Origin of the sequence: Candidatus Sororendozoicomonas aggregata, assembly GCF_031528575.1 — a bacterium.
GTDB lineage: Bacteria > Pseudomonadota > Gammaproteobacteria > Pseudomonadales > Endozoicomonadaceae > Endonucleibacter > Endonucleibacter aggregata.
Genome location: NZ_JAVLSP010000003.1, coordinates 1 through 21,255 on the forward strand (window position 1 = coordinate 1; position 21,255 = coordinate 21,255).

Below are 21,255 nucleotides of genomic sequence, written 5' to 3' on the forward strand. Positions count from 1 at the left end.
TTGCTTAAATAGGTCAACTATTCGCACAAATCCATCGAAAAATCTGACTCGCTCTACTGAATTTCATGCTCGAAAGCTTAAGCCCGACAGGCTCCTGGCGCTATCATTCCATAATTCCCTCAAACCCGATCTGTCGCCATGCCTCGTAAACCATAATGGCAACGGCATTGGAGAGGTTGAGGCTACGACTATCTGCCAGCATGGGCAGCTTCAACACCTGCTCATCTGGCAGGGCGTTACGCAAGTTAGCAGGCAGGCCACGGGTTTCCGGCCCGAACATCAGCGTATCCCCTTTTTCAAAAGCTGCCTTTGAATAGCACTGGTGACCTTTAGTGCTAAGGGCATACACTTTCTTTGGCTGGGCACAGGCCATATAATCGTCAAAACTGTCATGAATGTTCAAGTCAGCGTACTCATGGTAGTCGAGCCCGGCGCGTTTTAACCGCTGATCGTCAAGTTCAAATCCCAGGGGCTTGATTAAATGCAGCATAAAGCCAGTATTGGCACACAAGCGGATAATGTTACCCGTGTTCGGGGGAATCTCTGGTTGATAAAGGACGATATCCAGCATAATTGACAAAAACCTGACCTCAAAGGCCAGACATTATAACAGGGTTCAAAAAGGAGACAGTTTTTTGTCCGTGATCAGGCTTGGGCAAGACCGGTAATAAACAAAATAATGAGAGCCAACGCTAACAAATTACCATTACAGTGGGACTGGCAGTCAGGTGTCTCGATGCGGTTATCCTTTTCAGGCGACAGGTTCATCTCAATCAAAGCCTCTGGGGGGTATAAATTTTCAATGTAACAACTACCTCTTTTCAGCATAGATCAGTTTTTTGGTTTGCGATCACCGTTGTTTATTTTATTTTCACCGTTCAGATTGATAACCTTAGGAACGCCCGAGGAGCCTGTCGGACTTAAGACAATTTCGGCCTAAAATCCAGAAAGCGCGAGAAAGCGCGAGAAAGCGCGGCCAGAATTTTATGCTCGAAAGCATAAGCCCGACAGGCTCCGGGGGTTGTTTTCAGGCGCATAACAACAAAAAAGAACGGGTATATCACCATGATGATTCAGTTTGACCGATGGGCAGTTTTCGCTTTGATCGTGCTTACCCCTTCGGTGGTTCTGGCTGCCAATAACCCTCCCGAGCCAACTTCCGGTTCATCTTCCGGTGATTTTGCTGTTGGCCTGCAAGTCCTCCCCCTCGCCCGGATAGGCTTTCCTTCAGCATTGACCAATGTAGACTTTGGCGATTTTAACGCATCCTTTGGTTTTCAGGAGCAACAGCAGGGATTTTGTATTTTCCATAACACCCGGGCGGTTCGACTGGTTGCGGAGAGTCAACGCGGCAATGTCAGCGGGCTGTTTATGCTGGCACATTCGTCAGCCCCAGCCAGTGTATCACCCGCTGATCCACAGGGGATTGAATACCAGATAGAAATCCTCAGTAATGGCAGCTTGATTGGCAACGGTGCTCTGAGGGCCGGGACACCCACACCGGATTTTGCCGCCGCCAATGCCCGGGAAACAGATGTGCCTGCCTGTAGCGATGCCACGGCCAATATGCGGTTACGCCTCAGCCTGGCAAACAATGTTGACTTTGAGCAGAAAAACGTTGGGGGCTATAGGGACGAACTTACCCTTACTGTAACCGCTGAATAACAGATACTCATTACCACTATCAACATTAACTTTATAAAAACTATGTAAATATACCTGTAAAATAATTTACAAACCTTCCCGAACTGTTAGAATGCTCGACATATACGTAATAAAAACAATGAAGTACGTATAGCATCTAATAACGAATAAAAATTCGTCGTTTATACGACGACTATCAGGGGAAAAACAATGAAATTGCTTCAGGACGTTCAAAAAGTTGCTTTGGCTGTCGCTGTTTGCGCTGTGACGACCGGGGCTATGGCCGCTACTCAGGGCACAGTCGGCTCTACCAGCGAGGGAGAGTTCGACGTGACCTATAACCAGGGCGCTGAAGTCCGCATCTGGGGTCTACAGGATGTCAGTTTCGATGGCGATGATGAGGATGTTACTGCCGGTGCTTTAACGCAAAGCTACGATTTTTGTTCCTTCAGCAATAACACGAATGAAGTGTTGTATGATGTAGCCAGCGCCAACGGTGACTTCACGCTGGCACTAGTAGGTGGCGAGTCAGACCCTTTACCCTACCGGGTAGCGCTGGCTGATCTTAGCTCACCAGACACTGTGCTCGATACCTGGGGTAATGATGCTGCTTCAGAGCTGGATTCAGGGGCACAGGGTTATTCCCGCTACGAGACACAACAGGTTACTGCCAATGATGGCAATAACGTTTGTGCCGCTGCAAATCAAACCACACGTTTGACGGTTACCGTCCCACAGGTAACTGGCCCTGCGCCCAGCGATGGTGCTTACACCGATACAGTAACGATTACCGTACGTCCTATTTAACCAGTAATGGCGGCTTGGCCGTCTGAAAGAATCACTCTATACATAATCAAAAAGGCAGGGACAAGCCTTGTCACCTGCCTTTATTTTTTGCGACTCACCATGGAAGGGCGCGCTGGACTCATGATTTTCTGACCGTTGGTGCTGATTGTATCCGGGTACGAAGCGTCTGTCGTAGGGGAGAAAAAATGATAACAACAAGGAAGCGCTTTGTCTTAACGGGGTTGGCAGCCTGTGTTGCTATGCAGGCGCATGGTTTACCTTTTGATAACACAACAGGCCAACCTGTTTTTCTGGCAAAATCGGACGTACCACCAGGCTTTGAAGAATTATCCAAACCCCAACGGTCACTGGTGGATATATACTACGGGGGCCGTTATCTTGGCTCACAGCTGGCCACTTTTACGCCACAGACCATTCGGCTTTCAGACCCGGCCCTGATTATCCGACAGATTGGTGATGTAAGCGACAGAGTACTTGTCACTGAAGGGCTGACGGGCAAGATCGAAGCCAATAGCGATCAGGTGTGCTATCAGCCCGGCCAGTCCGACTGCGGTATCATGGAACCGCCCATTGCCGGTGTTATTTTTGATGAAAGCCGCTTTCGGGTTGATGTATTTGTCAACCGCCGCTTCTTATTGACCCGTGAAGCCAATGTCAGCAAATACCTTCCAGCCTCAGACGCAAAAGACTTGTCGTTTATGCAAAACTTTTCTGCTGCCTTTTCCGGCACACGCAGTGATGTGGACAATGCCGACAACGATGATTACAGCATTTATGGCAATACCATGGTGGCTAAGGGGGAAACCAGCCTGCGCTCCAACTGGGACTATTCCAGAAACCAACACTTTTCTATGAGTTCTTTCTACGGCCAGCGTGAATTTGAAGGCGTCAGCTACCGCGCGGGTATGGTCAGCAGTGAAGGGTTTGGCCTGAGTTTTACCTCAGACCAGATTTTAGCCGGCGTCCGCCTTGGCAGCTCCGATAATACTCGGACCGACACCAACTTTTCCGGCGGTATGCCTCTGGACGTGTTTCTCACTACCCGTGGCCGTGTTGAAGTTCGCAAAGATAACCGGTTGATTGCTTCCTACTTTTTAGAGGCCGGCAGTCAGCAACTGGATACGTCGGCATTTCCTTCTGGTGCTTACGACATTGAAATTAAAACGTTTGATGAGCAGGGCAACCCACAGAACACAGAAATCCGCTTCTTTGCCAAACAGTTTGATCTGCCCCCCGAAGGTGAGTGGCGTTACTTTTTAGAAACCGGCAAAGTAATGAGTCGCTCTGGTGATGATGTGCTGCCAGAGATGACAGACCAGGTGCTGGCCCGCGCCGGAGTCAGCCGTCGTATTACTGAAACCTTGGCGGGAACGTTCAGCGCTGCCATGAATACCAGAAACACCCTGGGCGAAATGGGACTCTTTCATCTGGGTTACCGCTATGAGCTTACTCCATCGATCATGGTGGGCAGTGGTGGTGCCTATGGCTTTAATGTGATTGGCCGTTACACCTTCGGTGATGTGGCATTCAATGCCAGCCATCGGCAGCTGTGGAACGATGATTATGATGTCGCTCTGGTAGAAGAAGACTTACCCGCCTTGCTCGGTGAATCATTCCGCCAGAGCAGCTACTCGGTCACTACACCCGTGTATACAGGCAATGCCAGCTACCGGTTCAGTGAAAATAAAACCGGCGATGAAAAGGCAACCCGCACCCATACCGTCGGTTACCGCACTAATCTGTACCGGGTAGCAGATATTGATATTGACCTTGATGCCAGTTACAGCCAGTCAGACGACAACAAGATTGCCTTACTGGGGCTGACCTTCCGTCTGCGGGATGATCACTGGTCTTACAGAGTTAATCCGAAAGCTGAAAGACAGTGGACTGATAATAATAATACGCGCAACGAAAGAACACGGTTACAGGCAACCTGGGATGATAACGATATTTTCGACAGCACCGTACGCGCTGGGTTTGGTGTCGAAGCGGGTACCGGTGACGAACTGTACGACGCACGTTTAGAAATAGGCAATACCTGGGGGCGGGCTGATATGGCCGTGAATCATGTGCAAGGGGATAACGACACTACCAGCTACTCGGCCAGCTTGCGCAGCAGTTTTATGACTAACGGCAAGCAGATTGCCCTCGGTGGTGAGCAAAGTGCTGAAAGCGCTTTAATGGTTAATGTCAATGGAACCGACGGTGATGTATTTGATGTCAATATCAATGGTCAACGCCAGGGCTATGCCGTGGTTGGCCGTCCTTCGCTGGTGCCTTTGCCGCCTTATGAACAGTATACCGTGAGTGTGTCTCCTGCTGGTGAGGCTATGTACGACTTTGATGAGCGTGAGCGCTCTATCACCCTGTACCCTGGCAATGTGGTCTCCCTTGATTACGATGCCGTTGCCTTGCAGCTTCTATTTGGGCGTTTAATGATGCATGGTCAGCCGTTGACTTTCGCCAAAATTACCGGTGGGTTATACCCGGCGGACAGTGACGATGTTGGTTTATTCCAGTTAGAGTTACGGGCAGATAAAAAGGTTATTGACGTCGAATTACAAAATGGTCAGGTCTGTTCACTGCCAGTGCCTGACACCCAGGAAGGAAACATATTACGCATGGGTACCATAGAGATGTCAGGGCAATACTGCGCCGCTCCTGCCCCTGAGATGGATATCGCTGATGATCAGGGTGAGATGAAACTGGCCAGTACGGCAGGGGGATAATAATGCTACGTTTACTTCACAGGCTTTCCTGTTCACACGCAGGAGTACGGGAACAGGTAATAACCCTGCTCCGGGCCGGGGCTGCCTTCGCACTGCTAATGAGTAGCCCCATGGCATTGGGAAAGTTTGAGTTTGGGGGGTTTTCTGTTAATGCCATTGAAATCTCTGAAAGCAATGACCTGATACCTTACACTTTTACTGTGCGCTACAGACCCTTTGAAGGTGACACATGGACAGGCAGTAACCCTTTTGCCAATTACCGCTTAGGGCTTTCAGACAACGGCGTCTATGACCCGGTTCGTTTAACCTATACAGAGCTTGAGAAATCGTTTCAATGGAGTTCTATCAAAGTCAGGCCGTCCATGGGGACACCACCACAGGCTCCCATAAATTCTAAGGGCTGGACCCATGGGCAAGGCTCAGGCTTGAAGCCTGGCAGTGGGCCTGCCCAATATCTCACAGCTACTTTCGAGGTGAATTTAAAGCCTCAGGGGTTAAGGGACTTGTTCAATGCCGGGAAAACCCTCGATTTTTGTGTCCATGGGGAAGAAAACTCCAACACCACTTTTTTTGAAGACCCTTATGACGATCAATGTATGTCGATTCAAATAAACTACCCCGCAAATGTCAAAGTCAGCGGCCTGAAAGATATGTCCATCGCTGGCGATAACTCCGGCATTGATGGTTACTATCAGAACCAGATGGACTTCTGCGTTTACGTCAGCCGCGCCCCGCATAACTATCGGATTGGCTTTATGGGTGGCAATGGCGAAAAATTCGAACTGGAAAGCAGCAGTGGCGACCGCTTGCCGTATATCGTGCAATTTGCTGACAGCATAGCTAACCTCAATAGCGCTACGGAACATTCAAGCTTTTTTATTGTACCGAATAATACCAATGGCAGTGACAGTCTCAACTGCGACAGCCATACGGCAAATAACGCAGCGGTGCGGGTAAAAGTGAATAAGGCTCAGGCTGATAATACGACCGATGGCGCCTATATGGATACTGTCACAGTGCTGGTGCAGGCGACGTGACTTTACTTTCACTGCGATTTTTAGCCCAGGAGCCTGTCGGACTTAAGACAATGTCGGCCTGAAATCCAGAAAGTGAATGCCGTTTTCCCGTGAGAAATAAGGCTTCCGGCACATTAAAGGCGATCAACTGCTGAATTCAGGGTTATAGCTAAGCCGCGCGGGTATGATAAAATACGCCGTTTTATCTGAAAGGGGAAAACGCATGTCAGAAAATTACACGACAGTAGAATCTCGCGTAAGCTACGGTATTGGGCGCCAGATGGGCGATCAGTTGGCCAGCAACCCTGTTGACGGGTTGTCCATCGATGCCGTATTAGCCGGTCTGGCTGATTCCCTTAACGGTGCTGCCAGTGCCGTTGCCCCTGCTGACCTGCAATCTGCTTTTGAGCAAATGCAAAAGCGTATGCAGGCGCAACAGGCAGAAAAAGCCAAAGTGATGGCAGCCGACGGTGAGGCTTATCTGGCTGAAAACGCCAAGCGTGACGGCGTGCAGGTAACAACGTCCGGCCTGCAGTTTGAAGTGCTGGTTGAAGGCTCTGGCCCCAAGCCAACGGCTAGCTCCACTGTAAAAACACACTACCACGGTACACTGATTGACGGTACGGTATTCGACAGCTCTGTTGAGCGTGGTCAGCCTGCCGAGTTCCCCGTTAACGGCGTTATTTCTGGCTGGACCGAAGCCCTGCAAATGATGAATACCGGCTCAAAGTGGCGTCTGCATGTGCCTTACCAGTTAGCCTACGGTGAGCGTGGTGCCGGTGGTGCTATCGGGCCTTACGCTACGTTGGTATTTGAGGTGGAGCTGCTGGATATTGTCGCCTAGGAGCAAGGGTCAAGGGTCAAGGGAAAAGGCTTGTTAAACCTCCTTACCACTGACCCCTATTAGCAGGAAGGCTTTCAAGACTGTTTTCCACGCCAGGGAAAGGTATGGAGCAACATAAAAAGCCAACATAAAAAGCCAACATAAAAAGCCAACATAAAAAGCCAACATAAAAAACCAGTCATGAAGCTTTCAGGTGCTCGGTAATCAACCTTAACATCTTTTCTTCTAGCAGCACCGGAAAGTCATGCCCCATCCCTGGCTCAATATGCAGTTTTGCTCCGGGAATTTTTTCTGCCAACTGCTTGCCACAACTCACAGGCACTAAAGGGTCAGCTTCACCATGAATAACTAACGTTGGCACATTCAGCTTTTTCAATAATGGACTCCTGTCGTTTTCTGATAAAATAGCCGCTAGCTGACGTGCAGCACCTTTGGGGTGCGTACCACGATCCAATAAGCTATTAATATATGCTTTTAAGTCTTCATCAGATGCCGGGTAATCTGGACTACCAATGGTTCGCCATAGTTTTTCGGAATGCTTCATCATGGACTGGCGGTCACCATGGCTCGGCTGGGAAATCAGTCTCCACTTTACCTTGAGAGACGGATGAGGCATCTGCCGATCACCGGTCATGGTCATAATAGGCGTCAGACTTAGCATACGCTCAGGATAATGAATAGCAATACGCTGGGCTATCATCCCCCCCATAGACACACCAATCACATGGGCTTTCTCCACGCCCAAATGATCCAGAACGCCCACAGCATCTGTCGCCATATCTTTAAGCTTGTAGGCTGATCGAATCCGTGCGTTAAACAAGGAGCATTTTAAAATATCCAACATGGCTGGCACACCGAACTGGTCAAAACAGTCAGACTTGCCAGCATCACGATTGTCCGGGCAAATGACCCGAAAGCCTGCCTTGGCCATATACTGGCGCCAGGATGGAGGCCAGCCTGTTAAAGGCATGCCCAACCCCTGGATCATCAAAACAGCTGGTGCCCCTTTATCTCCGTACTCTTCATAAGCAATTCTTATACCGTTCACTGTCGCAAAAGACATACGCCACCCTGTACTATTTTCTGTTCTCAAATAGTACGACGTAAATAGTCACAGGGCCATCACAGCTGAGCAATTTGCTACCAATGGAATGGAAGACGCGAGGTAAAAACGGCGATAGGCTTTCATAGTTTCATAATTCCGAGCATTTCTCCTGCCTGATAAACTCATCATGTCTGAAGTACAGCTTCTTGCGCCTCTTCTCGCAGGTGCTAACACCAGAGAGAGAACCCTTCCCATGCCTTTTCAGTCCCCCCAAAAAGCAGCCATTTGCGAACCGGGCAGTGTCAGTACTGGTTCTCACAAGCTGAGCATGGCGCACGCTGCTTTGCGTTTTGCTAATGCCCATACACCTTTAGGCTGCAGTAATCAGGGAGTCGGTCATTTGGATGCCATACACCCTTGGACGCCAGACCTCCCTGACTCAAAAAAAGCCGAAAAAATCATCCTGAAATCACGAAAGAAGCGAAAAAATTACTTCTTCCAAGAGCGTGTCGTTGAAATTGCAAAAAGTCAGGCGGGTAACTGTGGCGAAAAAAGCGCTCTGGTTTGTTTTTTTCTGTCACAACAACCCAACCGACCGATTTACTACCGTGTCTCCCTTTGGCCTGCGGATCATACATTTGTGGTAATAAACCAAAGGCCGAGCAAAGAGGGTCTGTTCCCGGATAATTTTAACGACTGGAATGATGATGCCGTAATTATTGATCCCTGGGTCGGTATCTGTGGACCTGCCCGACACTATCCTGAACTCTGGCGTATGAAGCTTGATGGGATGGCAGAGGTGGGCGTCGAGCTAAGTAACGGTTATGGTCTGATTAAACGCAATTGGCTGAAGGCTAACGCGGAACTTTGGCAAACAATGCCAGACAGGAATAGAAAATATGTCGCCAACAAATGCCCTTTGCCTACGCCCAAATGTTGTATTCTGTGAAGGTCGTGCCTTTGACGGGGTTAAGTCGGTATGTCGTCAAATGGATCTAACGGGTTGAAATCCAAACAACCAAAACGAGTCTGGATTGATGCGGTACTGTATTCAACTGACAGGTCCAACAAAGCATCAGTATTAAGCTCATCGGGTTCCTGGTGGAAATGCGCGACAAGAGGCGCTGGTTCTTGACCGGCTACCCTGGGACTTTGCTGAGTAAATGTCGAAACGGTTACCATGGGATGCTCCTGACTGGTGACTGTGACACTGGTGGTTGGCGTTGTTATATGAGAGACAGCGATAGCAAGACCAGGACTTACTACCGTTGTCTGGGTTGTACAGGTGGCAACCTGACCATTGTCCAGCTTCTCTCTGGTTGTCTCTATGTAGCTGGAAGGATCTGTAATTTCAGGATGATACCTTCTAATGTGCCTCCTGGTACTATCCATTCGTCCAATATCATGCCCGCAAATTCCACAGCTGAACGTTTCAGCACCCCGCGAATGGGTTAGCATGTGACGGCTGAGATAGTCCGGTCGTTTAAAAGCCTTCCCGCATTCCTTGCATATGTGCGATTTAACATCCGAATGGATCGTTTGCTTGTGTTGTTTGAGATTGCCCTTTCGTTTAAACGATATATTGCAGAGGTCACAGTTGAAATCTGCAGCATTGGAATGGGATTGCATGTGACGGGAGAGATATTCCTGTAGTTTAAACGTTTTCCCACAGACAGTGCAGATGAAAGGTCTTGCATCCGAATGGATCACCTTCTTGTGCCGACGGAGAGAGCCGCTCGTTTTAAAAGCTTTATTGCACTGTTCACAGGTATAATCAGTCACGGCATTCTCACTTTTAGCAATAAGCGCGGTGCTAGTGAGTGGATTTAATTCAATTGTAGTATAACGGCAAAGAGCTGTAACTCTCTGCTTTTGGTTAGCTATAGATAATCCACCGTTGTATTTTATTCATCTAACAGCTCCTTCCAGAAATCTTGATCCCCTGGATCATCGAGCACCCGGTGGATATGATCAACATCAACAAGAACTTCTGGTGTTCTTTCTTCAGTGCCTGCTGAAGCGCTTACCCTGGGACTTTGCTGAGTGAACGTCGAAACGGTTACCATAGGATGCTCCTGACTGATGGCTCTGACGCTGGCGGTTTGAGTTTCTATATAAGATACAGAGGTAGAAAGATAACGACTTATTTGCATTGTCTGGGTTGTACAGGTGGCAACCCGGCCATCGTCTAGTGTCTCTCTGGTTGTCTGTGTGGTTGTCTGTGTGATCGTCTTCCTTACGTGACTGGCAGCATCTGTAATATCAGGATGCGCCTTTCTAACGTGCTTCAAGGTCACTGTACTTCGTGTAAACTGTTTATTGCAAACGCTACAGCTGAACGGTTTAGGGCCATCCGAATGGACTAACATGTGTCTGTTGAGATCGCTCCATTGTATAAAAGCCTTCCCGCACTGGTCGCATTTGTGGGATTTAATACCCGAATGGATTAGCCTGTGCCTTATTAGGTTCCCCTTTATTTTAAACCATTTACCGCATTGGTCACAGGCAAAAGCCGCAACATTCTTATGCACTCCTAAGTGTTTGGTGAGAGCACCTTTCACCTTAAAAGCTTTCCCGCAGATTTCGCAGACGAACGGTCTGTCAGTCGAATGGACTACTTTGTGCTGATCAAGAGCTCCCTTGGTTTCAAAAACTTTTTGGCAATCTTCACAGGTATGATCAGGCATGGCATCCTCACTTTTTAAGCAATAAGCGCATTGTTAGTGAGTGGGATTAATTGGATTATAGTACAACCATAACGGCAAAGAGCTGTAACTCTCTGCTTTTGGTTGGCTGTGAGTTTTTTATTGGCACCGGAGGAAAGCCGCCGCGCGACGGCCTCCTTGATCATTGAAGCTGAATTCAGCCGTTGACCGATTTAATTTGCCGGGAGCCTTATCCCTTATGGGGAAAGCGACGTTCAACGGTTGAATTCAGGTTAATAGACTGCCTGGTCTTAAAACAGCCAGAATGTTCTGGAAAGTTGAGCGCTATATTATAAAATCATGAATTTTTACCTTGCCATGACCGGATATATTTATTTTCCCTGACAGGTTGATTATGTCTGGAGATCCCCTCTTACACCTGTTTCCTGCCGATGCGAAAAACCATAGAGAACCCCTCCCATGCCCTTGCACCGTTTCACTTCTCTCCAAAATCTCATTCAACCCCACTACGTTCACGAACAAGTCAGTAGCGCGGCCCCTCAACAACCGGGTATCGGGGAAGCCGCTCTGCGTTTTGCCAATGCCCATACACCTTTAGGTTCCAGTAATCAGAGAGTCGGTCATTTGAGTGCGATGAAACCCTGGACACCCCAGCTACCTGATCCAGAAGTCGCTGAAGAAGTTATCGATCAATTACGAGACCAGGCATTCCGCTTAAGTAACTCAGAATTTATCTCAGAAATTCAAAGAGGCCAGGCGGGTAATTGTGGTGAAAGATGCCAGCTGGTTTGTTATTTTCTGTCGCAACAGCCTGATCCACCAATTTACTATCGTGTTACCCTCCACCCTGGTGATCATGGCTTTGTCGCACTAAACCAGAAACCCACTAAACAGGGTCTGTTCCCCGATAATTTTAATGATTGGAATGATGATGCCGTAATTATCGATCCCTGGATCGGGATCTGCGCACCGGCCCGACATTACCCCGAACTCTGGCGCATGAAGCTTGACACAATGGCCGCTGTGGGCATCGAGCTAAGTAACGGCTACGGTCCAGAAGGTCGCGACTGGCTGAAGGCTAATTCAGACTATTGGCAAAAAGTGCCAGACGTTAATAAAAAATATGTTACTGGCCGAACGCCCCGGCCCAAAAGTGGCAAGATCGAATGCCAAACCATGTAAGATCCCTCTATATAACCCACTATTTAACCAGCCATTGTACGTTGAACGTCGTGTCTTTGAAGGGGGAAGAGGTCAAATCGGTATGTCGCTAAATTTAGCGTTTGGGTCGAAATGCATACCACCAAAAGGCGTCAGATCTGTCGCGGTAGCGTTACTTCGTTCAGCTAACTGCTTCCAGAAACCGTAATCATTCAGACCACTGATTACTCGGTGAGTATGTGCGACAAGAGGGTCTGAATCGTCTTGAGTGACCGCATCAATGGTTACTCCGGGAAGCCGCTGACTGACGACTTTGACCTCGGCGTCTTTAGTTGTTATGGGATAACTTTTCGCCCCTGTTTCTCGCAGACGCATAAAACCAGCAGGAGTCCTTTCCATGCCCTTGCACCGTTGCGCTTCTCTTCAGAATCTCGTTCAATCCCAACACGTGCATGAACAGGTCAGCAGTGCTCCCCCTCAACAACCGAGTATCGCGCAAGCCGCTCTGCGTTTTGCCAATGCCCATACACCTCTGGGTTCCGGTAATCTCGGAGCCGGTCATTTGAGTGCCATAAAACCCTGGACACCCGAACTCCCTGATGCGTATAGGGCCGATGATATAATCCGTGAATCACGAGAGAAGAGAAAAAACTTCAAGTTCGAGGACTATATCTCAGAAGTTATGAGATGTCAGGCGGGTAACTGTGGCGGAAAAAGCAACCTGGTTTGTCATTTTCTGTCACAACAACCCAACCCACCGATTCACCATCGTGTTTCCCTCTATCCGAATAGCCACAGCTTTGTGGTAATAGGTCAGGAACCTGATGAGGAGGGATTGTTCCCCGATAATTTCAACGATTGGAATGATGATGCCGTGATTATTGATCCCTGGATCAGTATCTGTGGACCCGCACGACACTACCCGGAACTCTGGCACATGAAACTTGATACGATGGCCGCAGTGGGCATTGAGTTAAGAAGCGCTTCCCATGAACAAGGCAAATGGGTGAAGGCGAATACCCCATATTGGAAAAACATGCTGGAAAATAATAAAAAATACCTTTCCAGCAAACTTCCGCTGCCTGCATCCTGGTGCTGGTTCCTGTAGGAGCCTGTCAGACTTATGCTTTCGAGCATGAAATTCAGTAGGGCCAGTCTCCATTCAAACGATTAGGGTAGCGTGAAAGTCGGGTCATTGTGAAAACCGGGTCTTTGAAGGGGGTTAAATGGGTATGTCCTCAAATTTATCAGTTGGGTCAAAACCCATATCACCGTAAGTGGTAGGCATTGTCGCGGTAGTGTTCTTTAGCTCAGCTAACTGCTGCCAGAAACCATAATCATTGGAACTGCTGAGCACCTGGTCGACATGTGTAATAAGAGGGTCTGAGTCGCCTTGAGTGACCGTATCAATGGTTACTCCGGGAAGCTGCTGACTAACGACTTTGACGCTCGCGGTTTCAGTGGCTATGTGAGAGACAGTGGTAAAAAAATCACGACTTATTTCCGTTGTCTGGCTTGTACAGACGGCAACCTCGCCATTGTCTAATGGCTCTATAGTTGTTTTTGTGGTTGTTTTTGTGGTTGTCTTCCTTACCCAGCTCGAAGGATCTGTAATTTCAGGATGATCCCTTTTAATGTGATTCCTGGTAGTATCCATTCGTCCAAAATCACGCCTGCAAATTCCACAGCTGAACGTTTCAGCGCCACGCGAATGGGTTAGCATGTGGTTGCTGAGATGGGAGGGTTGTGTAAAGGCCTTCCCGCACTGGTTGCATTTGTATGCTTTAACACCCTCATGAATTAGCTTGTGCCTAGCGAGTGCTCCATTTGTTTTAAATCGTTTCTTGCACTGGTCGCAGCTGAAATCTGCAACATCCGTATGGAGTTTCACATGTTTGGTGAGACTACCCTTCGTTTTAAACGTTTTTTTGCAGATCGTGCAGACGAAAGGTTTTGCATCCGAATGGGTTACCTGGTGTTGACGGAGGAGGAAAGATGATCCAAAAACTTTATTGCACTGTTTACAGATATAACCAGTCATGGCGTCCTCACTTTTCAAGCAATTAGTGTGTTGCTGGCGCGTAGAGTTAATTGGATTATAGTACAGCTATAACAGCAAAAAAAAATCATAATGTTCAGCTTTTGGCTAACTGGGATTTTTTCATTGGCACGGGAGGGAGCAAAGCCTCCTTGATCATTGACGTTGAATTCAGATTATTTAGATTAATGGACTGCCGTAGTTTTACATCAGTCAGGAATATACTGGAGAATTTAACCCTATGTCCTATGATGAGGAAAAGCCAATAAGAAACTACGCTGAAATTCTCTTGGATCTTTCAAAATCGCACGCCCCACAGCGATAAGGTCAAGCGCATTTTCTGCCAATGCCGTTTCCATATAGTCAACAGATTCAATCCCACCGACACCAATGATAGGGATATTTAGATTTTGTTTTTTAAGATACGATGACTCAGGCACTAAATACCCTTCACCTCGGCGATCTTTCGGTCTATTCCAGCCACCAATCCCTGACGATACATCAATGATATTGACACCCGCTTCAATTAACCACTTAGATACTTGCGTCATATCTTCCTGACTCAGTCCTTCAGGGTAAAGGTCTTGTCCCGGAATACGTACCATAATACCAAGATCGGTATCCGCTTTAATTGCCTCTATAATTTCGACAATAAGTCGTGTTCGATTCTCTAAAGAACCCCCATAACTATCCGTGCGCTGGTTAGTCACCGGTGATAGAACTTGATTTAACCCATAACCATGAGCGCAGTGTAATTCAACAAAATCAAAACCTGCTTTAGCTACACGGTTTGCAGCGGCAATAAAGCTCTCTTTCCACATTAACATGTCATCAAGTGACATGGCTTTTGGCTTCGGTAGTCGGTCATAAGCTGGAACAGTGATTCCCGACGGCCCCATAAGATCTGGGCAAATATCAAGTCGCGCTTTACCACCACAATGGGTTAATTGAAACCCCGCCTTTGCGCCCGCTGTATGTATTACATTGGCAATCCTGGTCATACCTTCAATGTGTTCATCACGATCAGCGCCAAGCTGATTTGTTTCACTTCGACCTGACTTGTGTACAAAGCTGTATTCCACCATCACCAAACCTGCTCCCGATTGTGCGAGATTAGCGTAGTGATCAATCGATGCTTGTGTTGCAAACCCTTGAGTATCGGCATTTTGTGATGCCATGGGTGGAACAACAAGACGATTTTTCAGGATGTGATAAGCAACAGTTAGTGGGCTAAAACGATTTAACATGATAGGACAAACTCAAGTTATAGAACCAAAAACGCACTATACGCCGATTGTTCTGCTCTCGGTATAGAGTGCGTTAAGTCACAAGTAATAAGTATGTTAAATCGAAATAAAATAAAGGATAAGAACCCCTAGATCCAAACCATTATCGCTTCATAGATCAAACGGACACCTAAAATGGTTAATATTCCATTTAAAAGTAACTTAAAGTTCTCTGAAGAGATGAGATTTTTTTCAGCGGCTTACTGCCAACAAGCGTGCCTAAAAAGCCAACGACAGTCATACAGGCAATCACGCCTAACCCATCACTAAATGCAAAGCCAAATAACCGAATGAAGGTTAATTTTACTTCTAGGAGCCTGTCCGAGAACAGCGCCCGTAGCGAGGAGTGCGAGAAATTGAGGATAAAAATTTCTGCTTCTGAGGAGAGTAGCGGGGCTATTTGATGAAGAAGCAGGAATTTTCAGACTAATTTATCGCAACCGCGGTAGCGCGGTCTATTCTCGGTCAGGCTCCTGGGGCCAGTCTCCATTCAAACGATTAGGGTAGCGTGAAAGCCGGGTCTTTGAAGGGGGTTAAATGGGTATGTCCTCAAATTTATCAGTTGGGTCAAAACCCATATCACCGTAAGTGGTAGGCATTGTCGCGGTAGTGTTCTTTAGCTCAGCTAACTGCTGCCAGAAACCATAATCATTGGAACTGCTGAGCACCTGGTCGACATGTGTAATAAGAGGGTCTGAGTCGCCTTGAGTGACCGTATCAATGGTTACTCCGGGAAGCCGTTGACTAACGACTTTGACGCTGGCGGTTGTCGTTGTTATATGAGAGACAGCCATAGAAAGACTAGGACTTACTACCGTTGTCTGGGTTGTACAGGTGGCAACCTCGCCATTGTCTAATGGCTCTATAGTTGTTTTTGTGGTTGTTTTTGTGGTTGTCTTCCTTACGCAGCTCGAAGAATCTGTGATATGAGGATGCTCCCTGGCAGCGTGCGTTATGACACTTACCTTTCGTGCAAACTCTTTATTGCAAACGGTACAGCTGAACGGTTTAGAGCCATCCGAATGGATGACCATATGGTTGCTAAGGTGGGAGGGTTGTGTAAAAGCCTTCCCGCACTGGTTGCATTTGTAAGCTCTAACACCCTCATGAATTAGCTTGTGCCTGAAGAGTCCTCCTTTTGTTTTAAATTGTTTGTCGCACTGGTCGCAGCTGAAATTCACGGCATCCGTATGGAGTTTCATATGCTGGTTGAGACTACCCTTCGTTTTAAACGTTTTTTCGCAGATCGTGCAGACGAAAGGTTTTGCATCCGAATGGACTACCCTGTGGCTTCTGAGTTGTCTCGCTGATCCAAAAGCTTTATTGCAATGTTTACAGATATAATCAGGCATGGCGTCCTCACTTTTTAAGCAATAAGTGTGTTGCTGGTGGGTAGAATTAATTGGATTATAGTACAGCTATAACAGCAAAAAATTGTAATATTCAGCTTTTGGCTAACAGGGAGTTTTTCATTGTCACGGGAGCAAAGCCCCTTTGATCATTAACGTTAAATTCAGATTATTCAGATTATTCAGATTATTCAGATTATTCAGATTATTCAGATTAATGGACTGCCGTAGTTTTACATCAGTCAGGAATATACTGGAGAATTTAACCCTGTGTGAAGTGGACCCGCCCAACACTATCCCGAACTCTGGCGTATGAAACTTGATACGATGGCAGCGGTGGGCGTTGAGCTAAGTGACGGCTTTGGTCTGATAAGTCGCGGATGGCTGAAGGCTAACGCAAAGCTTTGGCAAACAATGCCGGACACGAATAGAAAATCTGTTACCGGCAAATATCCTTCGAAAAAGTGTTGTATCCTGTAAGGCCAGTATACTTATAAGCCAGTATTGTACATTGAACGTCGTGCCTTTGAGGGGGTTAAATCGGTATGTCGTCAAATGTATCATTTGGGTTAAAATCCAGACAACCAAAACGAGTCTGGATTGACGCGGTACTGTATTCATTTAACATGTCCAACAAAACATCAGTATCAAAATCGGGTTCTTGGTGGAAATGCGCGACAAGAGGGCCTGGTTCTGATGCGCTGACTTGAGTGCTTGTTGAAGCGCTCATCACGGGCCCTTGTTGACTGACCGTTGTAACGGTTACATTTGAATGCTCTTGACTGATGATTTTGGCGCTGGCGGTTTCAGTTGCCATACAGGATACGGAGGTAGCAAGGCCAGGACTTATTACCATTGTTTGGGTTGTACAGGTGACAACCTCTCCATTGTCTAGCGTCTCTCTGGTTGTCTCTGTGATTGTCTTTACATAACTGGAAGGGTTTGTAAGATTACGTTCAGGATGCCGTTTTTTAACGTGCCTCAGGGCATTGTCCTTTCTTCCAAACCTTCCCCCGCAAATGCTACAGCTAAACATTCCAGGACCACCCGAATGGGACACCATGTGCTGGCTGAGGTGGTACGATTGTTTAAAATCTTTCCCGCACTTGTTGCATTTGTGGGGCCTGATAGCTGAATGAATTTTCTTGTGATGAGCTAAACCGGTATGTGTTTTAAACGTTTTATCGCAAACCGTACACTTGAAATCTGCAACATCCGCATGGGTTTTCAAATGATCGACGAGGACACGCTGCCATTTAAAAGCCGATCCGCACATTTCGCAGACGAAAGGTCTATCGTCTGAATGGATCACCTTGTGCTTTTTGAGAGCTGACTTCGTTTCAAACACTTTATCGCAATGTTCACAGACATGATCATTCATGGCATCCTCACTTTCTGGCAATAAGCGCGGTGGTAGTGAGTAGATTAAATTGGCTTATAGTATAACTCATAATGGCAAAGCGTTGGTTGGCAGAAAGTGCCGGACGTTAATAAAAAAACAGGGCACCGCCAACTTCCCAGCCCCAAAAGGGGCAAGGTGGAATGCCATACCCTGCAAGGTTAGTCTAAACAATTCACCATTGTACTTTGAACGTCGTGCCTTTGAAGGGGTTAAATTGGTATGTCTTTAAATGAATCTAATGGGTTGAAATTCAGACTACCAAAAGTAGTCTCTATTGTCGCGGTGCTGTATTCCTCCATCATATCCAACAAATCATCAGTATTAAGCTCATCAGGCTCTTGGTGGAAATGTGTAACAAGAGGGGCTGGTTCTTGACTGACTGCTGAAGAGGTTATCCAAGGATACTGGTGACTGATCGCTGAAGCGGTTGCCCAAGGGTACGGCTGATCGGCCGCTGAAGCGGTTACCCTGGGACACCGCTGACTGACCGTTGCGACGGTTACCATAGGATGCTGCTGACTGATGACTGTGACGCAAGCGGTTTCAGTTGCTATTTGAGATACATAGGTAACAAGATCACGACTTATTACTGTTTTTTGGGTTGTACAGGTGGCAACCTGACCATTGTCTAGCTTCTGTGTGGAGGTCTCTGTGGATGTTTCTGTGGATACCTCCATGGCTGCCTTCTTTATATAGTCGAAAACATCTGTAACAATAGAATGCACCTTTGTGACGTGGTCCCTGGCGTTTGCCCTTCGTGTAAACTTTCGATTGCAGAGGGTACAAATATACGGTTTATTCTCACCCAAATGGGTTAACATATGATTGCTGAGAGTGCCCGATTGCGTAAAAGCCATCCCGCACTGGTTGCATTTGTGAGATTTAACACCCGCATGGATTAGCCTGTGCCGATTGAGATTACCCACTCGTAAAAACGTTTTATTACACACCTCACAGCTTAAATGCGCAATGTTCTCATGGATTTTTACGTGATCGACGAGGGTACCTTTTCGTTTAAAAGCTTTCCCACAAACCGTGCATTTGTGAGGTCTATCACTGGAATGGGTTGTCTTGTGGAGACGCAGAGCACTCCCCGATTTAAAAACTCTTTTGCAGGTTTTACAGACATGATCAGTCACGGAATTCTCACTTTTTAACAATAAGCGCGTTGCGAGTGAGTAGACTTAACTGGATTGTAGTACAGTTGTATAAATAATTGTAATGCTCTGCTTTTGGTTGGCGGTGAGTTTTTCATGGGGCCGCGAGCAAAGCCGCCCTGGAGCTGCCTCCTTGATTATTGAACCTGAACTCAGGTTGATGGGCTGGCATATTTTCAAGCCAGTCAGGAGTATACTGACATATTCAGTACTATGTTTATAACTAAGCGAAATCATTATGAAACAACCGAGGTTAACACAATGGAGACTGGTTCTCATTACTGGCAGGCTCATTGTGCCTGAAGAACAGCTTCTCGTACCTGTTTGTCGCCGACGCAAATAAACCAGAGGGAACGCTTCCCATGCCTTTTCGCCGTTCTGCATTGCCCAAAAAACGCGCCCGATCTCAATCCATTAACCAACTATGCACTGGAAGTACTGAACCTCAAAAACTGGGTGTGGCACAAGCTGCTCTGCGTTTTGCTAATGCCCATACATCTTTAGGCTGCGGTAACCAGAGAGCCGGTCATTTGAGTGGCATAAAACCCTGGACACCAGAGCTTCCTGACTCAAAAAAAGCCGAAAAAATCATCGTAAATTCACGAAAGAGTAGAGAAAATTATTTCCTCGAAGAGGAAGAGTACATCTTTGAAGTTGCACAAAGCCAGGCGGGTAACTGTGGCGAAAAAAGCAGTCTGGTTTGTTTTTTTCTGTCACAACAACCTGATTTTTTGATTTACCATGAAGTCTCCATCTGGCCTGCTGACCATACATTTGTTGTAATGAACCAGAGACCGAACAGAAAGGGTCAGTTCCCCGATAATTTTAACGATTGGAATGAGGATGCCGTGATTATTGACCCCTGGTTAGGGATCTGTGGACCCGCGCGACACTATCCCGAACTCTGGCGTATGAAGCTTGATACGATGGCAGCGGTGGGCGTCGAGCTAAGTAACGGTTACGGCCTGATAAGTCGCAAATGGCATAAGGCTAATGCGGAGCTTTGGCAAAAAATGCCGGAAAGTAATAAAAAATTTCTTGCCAGTAAACGTCCTCTGGACCCGGTTCGTTGTTCTATCTTGTAAGGTCAATAGACATTTAAATGTTTTATTAGAATTACATATAACTTTTTTATGCTATTAATGTTTAAAAATTAGGCAGAAATCAATAACAGTACAAAGTACAATATCGGTAATTATAAAGCCTCCAGTTAGATGTCTATGGTTAGGTATCGCGAAAATAGCTAAGTTGTGTGGAAGCTCTTATATTTTAGCGGTAAAATCATGTTGGCTTATACCTTTTACCTTGAATTCAGGCATCACTATACGGCATGGTTCAAGCGTTATTCTTGACAATGCGGTAGGTGGTAGGTGGTAGTTAATGAGTAGTGTTCTTTACTGCCTGAACAGATGTCCTAACGGTTACAATGTTATTCCATGAGGTAACCAGAATGAACAGAGTACTCCTGGCTGTCGCGACCTTTATTTCCATGATATTTCTTACAAAGTCTGGTTTTGCTGATGCCGACGAAAAGGATTTGCAAGTAAATTTTCATAACAATACCAATTATGATTGCAAAGTAATAGATTCTGATACTAAGCATGGTGATTGGTATGCCGGACCACCTAAATCAATAGCCGCACATCATTCAGCTAGTTGGGGAGGGAGTCAGGATAGTTATTATGGCCCTGATATGGTTGTAGTACTTAAATGTGGTCGTTACTCTCTTAGGCTGAGAAATCGACAAAACTTTTCTTGCTTTATGGGTGGGAAACAATATTGTAGTTATACCGCAGATAAACATCTAACTGTTAGTTACAAAAAGGTTCAGAATGCATCTTATGGTTCTGGTGAGCGCGGTATCGCGGATGTCACTGTTTCATTTAATGGATAATGGAAGTCAACGTGAGTTCGAGTCAATGGGAAACAACTTACCGCATTAAAAATTACCTTTGTACCTTGAATTCAGGCATCACTATACGGCTTAGCTCAAGCGTTATTCTTGACAATGCGGTAGGTGGTAGGTGGTAGGTGGTAGTAAATGAGTAGTGTTTTTTACTGACCGAACAGGTGTCTTAACGGTTACAATGTTATTCCATGAGGTAACCAGA

21 protein-coding genes and 3 pseudogenes are annotated in these 21,255 nt (G+C 46.8%); 10 read left to right on the top strand and 14 right to left on the bottom strand.

The window, feature by feature from the left end:
- Positions 1-103: 103 nt before the first annotated feature.
- Entirely contained in the window at positions 104-571 is a 468-nt protein-coding gene (gene trmL / locus V4C51_RS00845) for a tRNA (uridine(34)/cytosine(34)/5-carboxymethylaminomethyluridine(34)-2'-O)-methyltransferase TrmL (protein ID WP_330924227.1), read from the bottom strand.
- A 74-nt stretch (positions 572-645) separates the two neighbouring features.
- Complete coding sequence (locus V4C51_RS00850) at positions 646-828, bottom strand: hypothetical protein (protein ID WP_330924228.1); 183 nt, start codon at positions 826-828, stop codon at positions 646-648.
- 237 nt (positions 829-1,065) lie between these two features.
- Here V4C51_RS00850 and V4C51_RS00855 point away from each other — a divergent pair, with 237 nt between their 5' ends.
- The 5 genes from V4C51_RS00855 (at position 1,066) to V4C51_RS00875 (ending at position 7,040) form a co-directional block, all read left to right on the top strand.
- Positions 1,066-1,665, top strand: coding sequence for a hypothetical protein (locus V4C51_RS00855; RefSeq protein WP_330924229.1), 600 nt, complete (start codon positions 1,066-1,068; stop codon positions 1,663-1,665).
- Between the two features lie 189 nt (positions 1,666-1,854).
- Positions 1,855-2,451, top strand: coding sequence for a hypothetical protein (locus V4C51_RS00860; RefSeq protein ID WP_330924230.1), 597 nt, complete (start codon positions 1,855-1,857; stop codon positions 2,449-2,451).
- A gap of 185 nt (positions 2,452-2,636) precedes the next feature.
- Positions 2,637-5,180, top strand: coding sequence for a TcfC E-set like domain-containing protein (locus tag V4C51_RS00865; protein ID WP_330924231.1), 2,544 nt, complete (start codon positions 2,637-2,639; stop codon positions 5,178-5,180).
- A 2-nt stretch (positions 5,181-5,182) separates the two neighbouring features.
- Positions 5,183-6,217 carry a hypothetical protein gene (locus V4C51_RS00870; protein WP_330924232.1) on the top strand — a complete coding sequence of 345 codons (1,035 nt, stop codon included), beginning with the start codon at positions 5,183-5,185 and terminating at the stop codon, positions 6,215-6,217.
- A gap of 202 nt (positions 6,218-6,419) precedes the next feature.
- On the top strand, positions 6,420-7,040 hold the full coding sequence (locus tag V4C51_RS00875; protein WP_330924233.1) for a BamJ family beta-barrel-assembly machinery protein: 621 nt from the start codon (positions 6,420-6,422) through the stop codon (positions 7,038-7,040).
- 178 nt (positions 7,041-7,218) lie between these two features.
- On the opposite strand, the gene V4C51_RS00880 is transcribed toward V4C51_RS00875, so the two are convergent.
- Complete coding sequence (locus V4C51_RS00880) at positions 7,219-8,103, bottom strand: alpha/beta fold hydrolase (RefSeq protein WP_330924234.1); 885 nt, start codon at positions 8,101-8,103, stop codon at positions 7,219-7,221.
- 169 nt (positions 8,104-8,272) lie between these two features.
- Between V4C51_RS00880 and V4C51_RS00885 the strand changes: the two genes are divergently transcribed.
- A complete protein-coding gene (locus V4C51_RS00885; protein ID WP_330924235.1) occupies positions 8,273-9,034 on the top strand; it encodes a hypothetical protein in 762 nt (253 codons plus the stop codon).
- 20 nt (positions 9,035-9,054) lie between these two features.
- Here V4C51_RS00885 and V4C51_RS00890 read toward each other — a convergent pair whose 3' ends face one another.
- The 4 genes and pseudogenes from V4C51_RS00890 to V4C51_RS17820 form a co-directional block, all read right to left on the bottom strand.
- Positions 9,055-9,477: a hypothetical protein gene (locus tag V4C51_RS00890; RefSeq protein WP_330924236.1), complete on the bottom strand. Its 423-nt coding sequence runs from the start codon at positions 9,475-9,477 to the stop codon at positions 9,055-9,057.
- A 60-nt stretch (positions 9,478-9,537) separates the two neighbouring features.
- Positions 9,538-9,867 (bottom strand): annotated as a pseudogene (locus V4C51_RS17815) (C2H2-type zinc finger protein); the annotation flags it as partial.
- 122 nt (positions 9,868-9,989) lie between these two features.
- On the bottom strand, positions 9,990-10,382 hold the full coding sequence (locus tag V4C51_RS00895; protein WP_330924237.1) for a hypothetical protein: 393 nt from the start codon (positions 10,380-10,382) through the stop codon (positions 9,990-9,992).
- Between the two features lie 66 nt (positions 10,383-10,448).
- A pseudogene (locus V4C51_RS17820) lies at positions 10,449-10,772 on the bottom strand (C2H2-type zinc finger protein); the annotation flags it as partial.
- 438 nt (positions 10,773-11,210) lie between these two features.
- Between V4C51_RS17820 and V4C51_RS00900 the strand changes: the two are divergent.
- Positions 11,211-11,933 (top strand): hypothetical protein, encoded by a 723-nt coding sequence (locus V4C51_RS00900; protein ID WP_330924238.1) that lies wholly within the window; start codon positions 11,211-11,213, stop codon positions 11,931-11,933.
- Positions 11,934-12,005: 72 nt separating this feature from the next.
- On the opposite strand, the gene V4C51_RS00905 is transcribed toward V4C51_RS00900, so the two are convergent.
- The gene (locus tag V4C51_RS00905; RefSeq protein ID WP_330924239.1) at positions 12,006-12,311 is read right to left on the bottom strand and encodes a hypothetical protein; all 306 of its coding nucleotides are present in this window, start codon (positions 12,309-12,311) and stop codon (positions 12,006-12,008) included.
- Here V4C51_RS00905 and V4C51_RS00910 point away from each other — a divergent pair.
- Positions 12,310-13,020 carry a hypothetical protein gene (locus tag V4C51_RS00910; RefSeq protein WP_330924240.1) on the top strand — a complete coding sequence of 237 codons (711 nt, stop codon included), beginning with the start codon at positions 12,310-12,312 and terminating at the stop codon, positions 13,018-13,020. The two genes, V4C51_RS00905 and V4C51_RS00910, sit on opposite strands and share 2 nt — an antisense overlap.
- A 114-nt stretch (positions 13,021-13,134) precedes the next feature.
- On the opposite strand, the gene V4C51_RS00915 is transcribed toward V4C51_RS00910, so the two are convergent.
- The 6 genes and pseudogenes from V4C51_RS00915 to V4C51_RS00935 form a co-directional block, all read right to left on the bottom strand.
- On the bottom strand, positions 13,135-13,569 hold the full coding sequence (locus V4C51_RS00915; protein WP_330924241.1) for a hypothetical protein: 435 nt from the start codon (positions 13,567-13,569) through the stop codon (positions 13,135-13,137).
- Between the two features lie 60 nt (positions 13,570-13,629).
- Positions 13,630-13,953 (bottom strand): annotated as a pseudogene (locus V4C51_RS17825) (C2H2-type zinc finger protein); the annotation flags it as partial.
- 236 nt (positions 13,954-14,189) lie between these two features.
- The gene (locus V4C51_RS00920) at positions 14,190-15,197 is read right to left on the bottom strand and encodes an NADH:flavin oxidoreductase (protein ID WP_330924242.1); all 1,008 of its coding nucleotides are present in this window, start codon (positions 15,195-15,197) and stop codon (positions 14,190-14,192) included.
- A 572-nt stretch (positions 15,198-15,769) separates the two neighbouring features.
- The gene (locus V4C51_RS00925) at positions 15,770-16,588 is read right to left on the bottom strand and encodes a C2H2-type zinc finger protein (RefSeq protein ID WP_420797621.1); all 819 of its coding nucleotides are present in this window, start codon (positions 16,586-16,588) and stop codon (positions 15,770-15,772) included.
- Positions 16,589-17,120: 532 nt separating this feature from the next.
- Positions 17,121-17,966, bottom strand: coding sequence for a C2H2-type zinc finger protein (locus tag V4C51_RS00930; RefSeq protein WP_330924244.1), 846 nt, complete (start codon positions 17,964-17,966; stop codon positions 17,121-17,123).
- 230 nt (positions 17,967-18,196) lie between these two features.
- Positions 18,197-19,126, bottom strand: coding sequence for a C2H2-type zinc finger protein (locus tag V4C51_RS00935; RefSeq protein ID WP_330924245.1), 930 nt, complete (start codon positions 19,124-19,126; stop codon positions 18,197-18,199).
- Between the two features lie 380 nt (positions 19,127-19,506).
- Between V4C51_RS00935 and V4C51_RS00940 the strand changes: the two genes are divergently transcribed.
- Positions 19,507-20,229: a hypothetical protein gene (locus V4C51_RS00940; RefSeq protein WP_330924246.1), complete on the top strand. Its 723-nt coding sequence runs from the start codon at positions 19,507-19,509 to the stop codon at positions 20,227-20,229.
- 365 nt (positions 20,230-20,594) lie between these two features.
- Positions 20,595-21,038: a hypothetical protein gene (locus tag V4C51_RS00945; RefSeq protein ID WP_330924247.1), complete on the top strand. Its 444-nt coding sequence runs from the start codon at positions 20,595-20,597 to the stop codon at positions 21,036-21,038.
- Positions 21,039-21,255: the final 217 nt, after the last annotated feature.